Origin of the sequence: Butyricicoccus sp. (assembly GCF_050872565.1) — a bacterium.
GTDB lineage: Bacteria > Bacillota > Clostridia > Oscillospirales > Butyricicoccaceae > Butyricicoccus_A.
In genome coordinates this window covers 1-10,011 of the sequence record NZ_JBNMHC010000044.1, presented here as the reverse complement: position 1 = coordinate 10,011, position 10,011 = coordinate 1, and the positions used below count along the sequence as shown (strand labels likewise).

General features: G+C 53.6%; 8 protein-coding genes and 1 pseudogene. 4 read left to right on the top strand and 5 right to left on the bottom strand.

All coding sequences use genetic code 11. The features are described from left to right. Positions 1-135: 135 nt before the first annotated feature. Positions 136-891: an SDR family NAD(P)-dependent oxidoreductase gene (locus ACR0P9_RS03480; RefSeq protein WP_432617448.1), complete on the bottom strand. Its 756-nt coding sequence runs from the start codon at positions 889-891 to the stop codon at positions 136-138. Between the two features lie 288 nt (positions 892-1,179). Here ACR0P9_RS03480 and hrcA point away from each other — a divergent pair, with 288 nt between their 5' ends. From hrcA to dnaJ, 4 genes are all read left to right on the top strand, one after another. Then, entirely contained in the window at positions 1,180-2,226 is a 1,047-nt protein-coding gene (gene hrcA / locus ACR0P9_RS03475; protein WP_432617447.1) for a heat-inducible transcriptional repressor HrcA, read from the top strand. A gap of 10 nt (positions 2,227-2,236) precedes the next feature. Next, positions 2,237-2,791 carry a nucleotide exchange factor GrpE gene (gene grpE / locus ACR0P9_RS03470; protein WP_432617446.1) on the top strand — a complete coding sequence of 185 codons (555 nt, stop codon included), beginning with the start codon at positions 2,237-2,239 and terminating at the stop codon, positions 2,789-2,791. A gap of 44 nt (positions 2,792-2,835) precedes the next feature. Continuing rightward, positions 2,836-4,704 (top strand): molecular chaperone DnaK, encoded by a 1,869-nt coding sequence (gene dnaK, locus ACR0P9_RS03465; RefSeq protein ID WP_432617445.1) that lies wholly within the window; start codon positions 2,836-2,838, stop codon positions 4,702-4,704. Between the two features lie 99 nt (positions 4,705-4,803). Continuing rightward, positions 4,804-5,964, top strand: coding sequence for a molecular chaperone DnaJ (gene dnaJ / locus ACR0P9_RS03460; protein WP_432617444.1), 1,161 nt, complete (start codon positions 4,804-4,806; stop codon positions 5,962-5,964). A gap of 60 nt (positions 5,965-6,024) precedes the next feature. On the opposite strand, the gene ACR0P9_RS03455 is transcribed toward dnaJ, so the two are convergent. The 4 genes and pseudogenes from ACR0P9_RS03455 to ACR0P9_RS03440 form a co-directional block, all read right to left on the bottom strand. After that, positions 6,025-7,476 carry a DUF4340 domain-containing protein gene (locus ACR0P9_RS03455; RefSeq protein ID WP_432617443.1) on the bottom strand — a complete coding sequence of 484 codons (1,452 nt, stop codon included), beginning with the start codon at positions 7,474-7,476 and terminating at the stop codon, positions 6,025-6,027. Beyond that, positions 7,476-8,972 (bottom strand): Gldg family protein, encoded by a 1,497-nt coding sequence (locus ACR0P9_RS03450; RefSeq protein WP_432617442.1) that lies wholly within the window; start codon positions 8,970-8,972, stop codon positions 7,476-7,478. The genes ACR0P9_RS03455 and ACR0P9_RS03450 overlap by 1 nt, the downstream gene beginning before the upstream one ends. Positions 8,973-8,985: 13 nt before the next feature. Further along, positions 8,986-9,690, bottom strand: a complete 705-nt coding sequence (locus ACR0P9_RS03445) for an ABC transporter permease (protein ID WP_432617441.1) — start codon at positions 9,688-9,690, stop codon at positions 8,986-8,988. Then, positions 9,687-10,011: pseudogene (locus tag ACR0P9_RS03440) on the bottom strand (hypothetical protein); the annotation flags it as partial. The gene ACR0P9_RS03445 and the pseudogene ACR0P9_RS03440, both read right to left, overlap by 4 nt.

Genomic DNA, 10,011 nt, shown 5'->3' with positions numbered 1-10,011 from the left:
TGAAGGCGGGCATTGGGCGTATAAATTAAATCTTTAAAGTAAGGAATAGATAAAGACACCAAGAGCCGGAAGTCAGGAGAAATCCCCGATTTCCGGCTCTTATAAACTGATAACAGTTCGCGTAGACTGCTTCTATTATCGTTTCCCCTTTTGAATGCCGTGCACGATGCGCAGCAGCGGTTTCTCCGGCAGCAGGCGGGAGAAAGTCGTGCCGAGCTTGGTAGAGATACCCGGGATGATGAGCAGCTTTCCGGCGAGTGTTTGGCGCACAGCGATGCGGGCAACGCGGCGGCTATCCATGGCTTTGACGGAAAATTTGTTGATGCCAGCGGCGGCGTTAAATTCCGTGTCGACGGGGCCGGGGCACAGACAGCTGATCGTTACATGGCTGCCTGCGGCGCGCAGCTCCTCATATATCGCTTCGCTCAGGCGAACCACATAGTTTTTGGACGCATAATACGTAGACAGCATCGGGCCTGCCAGAAAACCGGCGGAGGATGCGACATTTAAGATTCTGCCTGCATCCTGCCGCATGAAATCGCGCAGAAACAGCTTTGTTAATATATGTACGGCGCGAATATTTACATCAATCATTTCCAGCTCGCGGTTTAGCTCGGTGGAACAGAAATCGCCAAACAAACCAAATCCCGCCGCATTGACGAGCAGGGAAACACCTTGTGCGCGCGTCTGCTCATGCAGCCAGATACAGTTTTCTTTTTTCGAGACATCGCAGACGTAAATGCGGCATGGCGTTTGCAGCTCTTTGGCGAGTGCTTCCAATCTATCGCGGCGGCGGGCAGCGAGCAGCAGCCGCCAGCCCTGTCGGCTCAATTCGCGGGCAATATCTCGTCCGATGCCGGAGGATGCACCGGTAATCAGCGCGGTTTTCATGGGGAATCCCTTCTTTCAAAAATCAAATCCTGCCTACAGTATAGCATAAATACTGGGTGTGTGCATCGGTTGTATATTTGACGAAAAAACGGTGCAAAACTATGTGCAAAACGGTCAATATTTCGCCGGATGGGGAATTCACAAATTATTCACAGAAAAAATGACGCTTTTTCTTGACAACGGGAAAACAGGGTGCTATCTTATATTTAGCACTCAGAGAGGTTGAGTGCTAACACTCGAAACAAGACAGTGCCAAGGCACCCCGGAGCACTTCAGGAGGTGGAGACCGTGGAGCTATCCGCACGAAAAAAATTGATTTTAAAAACTGTCATCAGTGATTATATCCGCACCGCGGAGCCGGTTGGCTCCAAGGCACTTGCGAGCCGTCCGGAGCTGAGATTCTCCTCCGCCACCATCCGCAATGAGATGAGTGAGCTGGAAGAGATGGGCTATCTCGAAAAGCCGCATACTTCCGCCGGACGCATCCCTTCTCCGGCAGGCTATCGACTGTATGTCGATGAGCTGATGGGAAGAACCGATTTGAGCGCGGCGGATGTGGATCGAATCAACTCGGTCATGAAGCTCAAGGTCAAGGAACTTGACCGCATGGTTTCCGAGGCCGGTAAGCTGATCTCGAACTTGACCGATTACACAACGCTCGCTGTCACACCGTACATGCAACGCGTGACCATCCGAAAGTTCCAGATTATCGCTGTCAGCCCGCTGGATTTCGTTATTGTCGTTGTCACAGACAGCGGCGTGGTGAAAAACAAGATGCTGCGCACAGCGACGCCGGTTACGACAGAGGAAGCAGAGCTTTTGACGTATGTGCTCAATCAGACGCTGACCAATATCCCGATTGACGCGATTACCCCGCAGCGATTTGATATTGTCCGTCGGGCGGCCGGTGTGACTGCACTGCTGGAGCTGGTTTCCCAGTTCTTGGATGAGGTCATTGAGGAGTTCAGCAGCCAAAAGGTATTCTTACAGGGTGCTTCTAAGCTGCTGGCGTATCCGGAATATCAAGACGCCCACAAGGCACAGGAACTTCTGGATTATATCTCGGATGAGAGCCATGTACCGGCGCTTCGGACATTTACCCGCGACATCGACGGCGTGCGCATCACAATCGGTCCGGAAAACGGCACCGATGGCCCGCTGCAAAATGCCAGCATGGTCTATGCGACCTACAACATTGGCAGCATGGGACGCGGTCTCATCGGCATCGTGGGTCCGACCCGTATGGATTACGCAAAGCTGTCCGCGAGACTCGCGCTGTTCTCCAAGGGTCTGAACCGATTGATCTCGGAGACATTCTTTGATGACGAACAATAGGAGGAAGACCATGAATAGCAATGAGAACAAGCAGGAGACCGCTGAGCAGGAAAATGCACAGGCGGAAGAGGCGGTAAAGACCGAAGAAACTGCTGAAGATACAGCCGCTGCTCCGAAGGAGGAGTCGGCAGAAGAAAAGCTGCAAAAGCAGCTGGATGAGCTGAATGACCGCTATATGCGCATGGCAGCTGAATATGATAACTACAGAAAGCGCGTCGCAAAAGAGCGCGACATGATCCGCTCTGAGGCAACCGGCAAGGCGCTGAGTGCCATTTTACCGATCTACGATAACTTGGAACGTGCGCTTGCACAGGAAACCACAGATACGGAATATAAGAAGGGCGTAGAGATGACTGCTCGTCAGTTTGAATCTGCGCTGGATTCGCTCGGCGTAGAGATTATCTCCGCAGAGCCGGGCACTGAATTTGACCCGACCGTTCACAATGCAGTGATGCACATGGAGGATGAGTCGCTGGGAGAAAACTGCATCGCAGAGTGCTTCCAGAAGGGCTTCCGCCACGGCGATAAAGTCATTCGCACCGCAATGGTCAAGGTCGCAAACTAATTTATCTTTGTAAAACATTATCTTTGATATAGGAGGAACATATCATGGGCAAGATTATCGGTATTGATTTGGGTACTACCAATTCCTGTGTTGCAGTTATGGAGGGCGGCGAAGCCGTCGTTATCCCGAACAGCGAGGGTGCAAGAACCACTCCGTCTGTTGTCGCATTTAACAAGCAGGGAGAGCGTATCGTTGGCCAGACAGCAAAGAACCAGGCTGTTACCAATGCAGAGCGCACCATTATTTCTATCAAGCGTCACATGGGTTCTGACTACCGCGTAACCGTTGACGGCAAGCCGTATTCCCCGCAGGAAGTTTCCGCAATGATCCTGCAGAAGCTGAAGGCTGATGCAGAAGCATATATCGGTTCTCCGGTAACCGATGCAGTTATCACCGTACCGGCTTACTTCACCGACGCACAGCGTCAGGCAACTAAGGACGCTGGTAAGATCGCTGGTCTGAATGTACAGCGTATTATCAACGAGCCGACTGCCGCAGCACTGGCATACGGCGTAGATAAGGAAAACGAGCAGAAGATCATGGTATACGATCTGGGCGGCGGCACGTTCGATGTTTCCATTCTGGAAATCGGCGACGGCGTTGTAGAAGTACTGGCTACCGCAGGCAACAACCACCTGGGCGGTGATGACTTCGACCAGCGTATCATTGACTGGATGGCTTCTGAATTCCAGAACGCGAACGGCATTGATCTGCGCAACGACAAGATGGCTATGCAGCGTCTGAAGGAAGCTGCTGAGAAGGCAAAGATCGAGCTGTCTGGTCTGAACACCACCACCATTTCTCAGCCGTACATCACGGCTGACGCTACCGGCCCGAAGCATCTGGAGCTGACCCTGAGCCGTGCAAAGTTCAATGAACTGACCCGCGATCTGGTTCAGGCTACCATGGGTCCGGTAAATCAGGCACTGAGCGATGCTGGTCTGTCCGCAGGCGAGCTGTCCAAGATCCTGCTGGTCGGCGGTTCTACCCGTATCCCGGCTGTACAGGAAGCTGTTAAGTCCATCACCGGCAAGGATGCATTCAAGGGCATCAACCCGGATGAGTGCGTAGCAGTTGGCGCAGCAATTCAGGGCGGCGTACTTGGCGGCGAAGTCAAGGATGTCCTGCTGCTGGACGTAGCTCCGCTGTCTCTGGGCATTGAGACCCTCGGCGGCGTATGCACCAAGCTGATTGAGCGCAACACCACCATCCCGACCAAGAAGAGCCAGGTATTCTCCACCGCAGCTGACAACCAGCCGTCTGTAGAGATTCATGTACTGCAGGGCGAGCGTGAGATGGCAGCTGACAACAAGACACTGGGCCGCTTCACGCTGGACGGCATTGCTCCGGCACGCCGCGGTGTACCGCAGATCGAAGTTACCTTCGATATTGATGCAAACGGCATTGTAAACGTATCGGCAAAGGATCTGGGCACTGGCAAGGAGCAGAAGATCACCATCACCGCTTCCACCAACCTGTCCGATGAGGAAATCAACAAGGCAGTTGAGGACGCTGAGAAGTTTGCAGAGGAAGATAAGAAGCGCAAGGAATCCGTAGAGATTCGCAACAACGCAGAGCAGCTGGCATTCCAGTGCAAGAGCACACTGGATGAGCTGGGCGACAAGATCGACGCAGCTGACAAGTCTGCAATCGAAGCTGAGATCGAGAAGGTAAACGAGGCTCTGAAGGGCACCGATACCGACATGATTAAGGCAGCAGCAGACAGCCTGACCGCAAAGTTCCAGGAAGTTTCCGGCAAGATTTACCAGCAGGCAAATCCGCAGGGCGCACAGGGTCAGGGCTTTGACCCGAACAACTTCGCTGGCGGCGCACAGGGCGGCCAGCAGACCGGTGCAAACGGTGAGCAGTATTACGACGCTGATTTCAAGGACGTTTCTGACGACAACAAGTAAGAAGCAATAAAAAATACAGGGGCAGGCAGGTTGGCAAAACGACCTGTCTTGTCCTCTGTATCTTTCTATTTATACCCCCATAAAGGAGGGTCATGACATATGGCTGATAAAAGAGATTATTATGAGGTGCTTGGCGTCAGCAAGGGAGCCACGGACGATGAAATCAAGAAGGCATACCGTAAGCTGGCGAGAAAGTACCATCCTGATTTAAATAAAGACAATCCGGAAGCTGCGGATAAATTCAAGGAAATCGGCGAAGCCTATGAGGTGCTGTCAGATTCCGAGAAGCGTTCGCGCTACGATCAGTTCGGCTTTGCGGGCGTAGACCCGAATTATGGAGCTGGTCAGGGCGGCGCAGGCTTTGGCGGCTTCCAAGACGTCGATTTGGGCGATATTTTTGGCAGCTTCTTTGGCGGCGGCTTCGGCGGATCCTCCCGCACCAACCGCGCCAATGCACCGCGTCAGGGCGAGTCGATTCGCCGCACGGTGATGCTCAGCTTTGAAGAAGCTGCATTTGGCTGCGAAAAGAAGATTCAGATCGACCGCGTAGAGAAATGTACCGAGTGCGGCGGCACCGGTGCAGAAAAGGGTTATACACCGGAGACCTGTTCTAACTGTCATGGTTCCGGTACGGTTCAGCAGACGCAGAGAACCCCGTTTGGCGCGTTCTCGTCCACCGGTCCGTGTCCGAATTGTCATGGTACCGGCAAGATTATCCGCAAGCCGTGTAAGAAGTGCCGCGGCACCGGTCAGGAACGCCGCGCACGCACGCTGGAAGTCAAGATTCCGGCAGGTATCGACGAAGGTCAGAGCATTGCTCTGCGCGGACAAGGCGGTGCCGGTGTCAATGGCGGCCCGAACGGCGATGTGATTATTACCGTTGCCATTCGTCCGCATCCGCTGTTCCAGCGCGATGGCTATGATGTATGGTGTGAGGTCCCGATCTCCTATGCACAGGCGTGCTTGGGCGACAAGCTGATTGTACCGACCATTGACGGCAAGGTAGAGTACACTATGCCGGCAGGCACCCAGCCGGGCACGGTATTCCGTATGCGCGGCAAGGGCATTCAGGCAGTCAACGGCCGCGGCCGCGGCGACCAGTTCGTCAAGGTGACGCTGGAAGTGCCGAAGAATTTGACCGACAGCCAGAAGGAACTGCTGCGTAAGCTGGAGGACAGCGACAACCCGCAGAACCATCCGAATCGCCGCTCGTTCAAGGACAAGATGAAGAATCTGTTCGGCAAAAAAGATAAAGAGTAATATCTGAATACAACGCAAAAAAACTCCCGAAAGGGAGTTTTTTTGTTGCGACTTTTTTCTTCACTTTGTCTTTAGGGCATCGGTGATGCTGGTCAGCTCGTCCTGCTGGACGCCGTAGGCATAAGCTCCGCCGTCCACGCTGACGAGATACTCTCGGGAGCCGCCCTTGGCGAACGACAGCGAGCGAGTGCTGCCGTCTGTCATGGTCAGGGTGACGGTCGCCAGCGCCTGCTGCTGTGTCGGCGTGTCGAGGATGCGCGTGTAATTGACGGAATCCAGTGCGGCATACAGCTGCTGCAAGGCTTCCGTGCTCATCGTCTCGCCGTCCAGTGTGGCGGTCTGCGAGACATCCGAAGACGAACTGTCACTGCTGTCCGTGTTGGAGCTGTCTTCGCTGTCTGTGTCCTCATCAGAGGTTTCCTGCGTCACGGCGATGGTATGCGTTGTGCCGTCCTGTGTGACGGTGATTTGGGATACCTCGCTGAGAGAGAACGGCATCAGATTGGTAGAACGCCAATCGCGCCACGAGTCGTTTAAGAAGCCGCAGGCGGAGGCGTCGGAAATAAAGACTGTCGAGCCGCCTTCCTTCATGATATAGCGTCCGCTGTTGTCATCTGTCGTGCTGCCGATGAGAACTGTGGCGTCGATGCTGTTGGTCTTGATGTGCACACGGGCAGTCGGCTTGTCTAAGCCGTATTGGCTCAAATCCGAAGGATTGTCTTGCGCGATGGACTGGGCGGTGAGCAGCGTCTGCAAATCGGACAGCAGACCATTTTTTAGCTCAGAATCATCTGCATCACAGGATACCGGCGCAGTAAAGACAAAATCCGAATAGGCTTTGGCGGTGGTCTCGTCCATGTTGGACGTGTCCCGTGCCTGTACCGTCAAAACGGTTCCGTCTGCGAGGGCATCGACCGTGAGGCTTTGCACTTCCGAGGACAGGCTGTAATAGCTGCCGAGCACGGTCAGGTTGCGGTAATACGATTCCTGCTCCAATAATGCGGAAGCGGTGTCGCTGTCCACCAGATAGACGTCGGTTTTGCCGTCTACGCTGCAATAGGTGCCGCTCACGACATCGCTGGATACGCCAAAGCGTAAAGTTGTGGTGTTGCCGTCCGTGTCCGTAATCGCCACGGTGCTGACGGAATCGCTGTCCGCCAGACCGTACTTGGACAAGTCCTCACAGGATGTTTCGATCACTTGACCGGAGATAGAGCTGGCAGTCGAACAGAGATTCTGCATCAGGCTGTCGCTGTAGGCACTGGCATCCTGTGAGCCGGACATGGCATAGGTGGTCTTTTTGTTCTTTGTCGTGCTGGTCAGCGTGTAATCATCGCCGCTGCTCAGCGTGACATGAACGCTGGATAGCTTTTCCGTGTCCAGTGAGACCAAGGTTTTGGTCTCACTGGATGTGTCCTGTTCGTCCGGCATATGCATGAGTCCGGCATAAATGCCGCCGAGAATCGCCACGGCGACCAAACCCAAAATCAGCCGTTTGGTGTTTTTGCGCATTACAGCTTCCTCCGACGGACAAAGACGACAACGCCGCCCACAAACATCGCAACCGGAATGAGAAGCAGAACCAAGAAGACAAAGAATTCTGCGGTTGTGCTGATGACAAGAGGCTCTGCAGACAGGCTCTTGGACGGAATAGAGACAGAACTGATGGTCGGCTGCATCTGACCGAGAACGTTGCTCAAAAAGGCGTGGTTCATCAGGCTGGATGCGTTCATGAGATCATCCGACATCATGATACCGGCAGAGCACACAAAGATCTGTCCGTTTTTATCGTTGCCGGTGTACTGTGCCAGGGCTGCCAGCGTAAACGGACCATCGCTGTCGCCGTCTGTCTTGTCGTAGCTGTCATAGCTGGTATCTGAGGACAGAACCTTGGTATACGAGGTGTCGCGGCTTTCCATCAGGGCTTCTACCGTGCGGTCGGTCGTGGAATCTGGCAGCTGAACAGTCAGGGATTTGCCGTTCGGTGCAACAAGAGTCTGATCGGAATCGGAAATATCGCTGTTGGCATCAGAATCCGTCAGCTTTGCGAGCACATCTGTTGCCTGGTCGATGTTGTACTTGGCGTCCAGCACCATATCCGAATTGACGGTAATGCCCCATTCCTTGAGATAGGAATACAAGACAGGCAGATCGGTCGGGCAGGAAGTGCTGTCAAATACCATCAGATCGCCGCCGTTTTTGACAAAGGCGTCAATCAGATTGATTTCGTCCTCTGTGTAGTCGGTCTGCGGCAGGCTGAGTACGAGAACCGAGGCGTCATCCGGAATTTTCTTCTCTTCGGTGAGATTCAGCGTGTTTGCTGTGTAACCAGCCGAGGTAAACAACGTGGACAGACTCGTGGAAATGCTCTCGTTGTGTCCCTGCAAGACGTACATGCCCGGTGTTTCCTCGCTGGTGACGGACAAAATCGCAGCGGTCAATGCCTGCTCGCCCTGAAAACCGGTCACATCATAATAGCCGGAATACGAGGAGCTTGCCTCTGTGGCGTAAAAATCGCTCGTGTTGAGCACGCGCGTGTTGTCGCCGCATGAGACAATGACGCTGCCGGTTGTGATAGAGGAGGCGAGATTGCTGTATTTGCTCACGGCGTTCGGATTGGTGTACGGATTGACATAGCTGATGCTCAGCTTGTCTCCGGCGAGCTGTGTGTATTTGTTCAGCAGCTTGTAAACCGTGCCGTAATACGTGTCTTTTTTGAAATCATCTTCGTCTGCCAAGACGGTGATGGTCACGGAATCCTTTAAGTCGGACAGCGCGGACTTGGTGTCATCGGAAATCTGATACAATTGATTGGAAGTCAGATCTAGATTCAAATCAAATTTGTCCGTCAGGCTGGTGGCAATCAGATTGACGAGAATCACAGCGACCAGCACGATGGCAAAGCTGCCTGCGGAGACCGATACACGGCGCAGCTTTTTGCGGCGCTGTGCCTTTTGCTCCGGCGTCAGAGCCGGTTTTTTTTCTGTTTTCTTGTGTTTGTTCAACATGGCGCACACCTCCTCACATTCTGCGGCGCTCGATCACGCGGGCGGTTAAATACAAAAACAGACCGGTGAGGGAGATGAAATAGATGAGATTGCCGAGCGAAAATTCTCCCGACATAAACGTGTCATAGCGGGTAAAGATGGACAGCCAGCTGAGCAGCTCGCCGAGCAGCGTGCTGGTTCCCAGAGAATAGCTCAGCATATCCACAATATATAAGCCGAGAAACAGGGCAAACGACAAAACAGCGGCGATGAGCTGGCTCTCTGTCAAGCTGGACAGGAACAAGCCCATGGCGGCAAAAATCGAAATCGCGAAGATCACGGCGACATAGCAGCCTAGAATAGACGGCCAAGACGGTGTGCCGAAAATCACAAGGATAATCAGCCACGGAATCGTGCAGGCGAGTGCGCGCAGCAGTACGCCCATCGTGGCAAAGAACTTGCCCAATACAATTTCCCAAACACTGACCGGCGCGGTGAGCAGCAGCTTGTCTGTGCCCTGCTTGTATTCCTCGCTGAACAGACGCATGGTCAAAATCGGCATGAGAAACAAAAAGACAATGAGCATGTTGGAAAAGACGCTGCCGACATCACTGGAAGAGGACAGCACGCAGGTCGCAAAGAAATAGAGATTCATTACGGCGAGATACGCACCAATATAGACATATCCCAGCGGGGAACGGAAAAATCCCTGCAAATCGCGTTTTCTTATCGCATTCACTTGTTGTCCCCTCGCTTTCTGCCGAATATATGGCGTTTTTTCTTCTTTGGTTTGTCATCCGGCTGCGGCTGTGCCGGTGCTTCGGTCTCATCGGAATCTGTCAGCTCCAAGAAAATCTGCTCCAAACTGAGTTCTACCTGCTGCATGGACAAGATAGCCATGCGGTTTTGGCTCAGCGCGTCAAAGACATCGCGGCGCACATCGGCATCCGGCTCTGCCGTGATGCGGTACACCGACTTTTTGCCGTCCTCGCGGACGCAAACCGCCTCAGCAACGCTCGGAACCGCCCGCAGAATGCGCAGCACAGCTTCGGCTTCGCCT

Bases quoted from the DNA above. Each gene is read 5' to 3' on its own strand.
- ACR0P9_RS03480 (WP_432617448.1), bottom strand. From the start codon at position 891: ATGAAAACCGCGCTGATTACCGGTGCATCCTCCGGCATCGGACGAGAT.
- grpE (WP_432617446.1), top strand. From the start codon at position 2,237: ATGAATAGCAATGAGAACAAGCAGGAGACCGCTGAGCAGGAAAATGCA.
- dnaK (WP_432617445.1), top strand. From the start codon at position 2,836: ATGGGCAAGATTATCGGTATTGATTTGGGTACTACCAATTCCTGTGTT.
- dnaJ (WP_432617444.1), top strand. From the start codon at position 4,804: ATGGCTGATAAAAGAGATTATTATGAGGTGCTTGGCGTCAGCAAGGGA.
- ACR0P9_RS03455 (WP_432617443.1), bottom strand. From the start codon at position 7,476: ATGCGCAAAAACACCAAACGGCTGATTTTGGGTTTGGTCGCCGTGGCG.
- ACR0P9_RS03450 (WP_432617442.1), bottom strand. From the start codon at position 8,972: ATGTTGAACAAACACAAGAAAACAGAAAAAAAACCGGCTCTGACGCCG.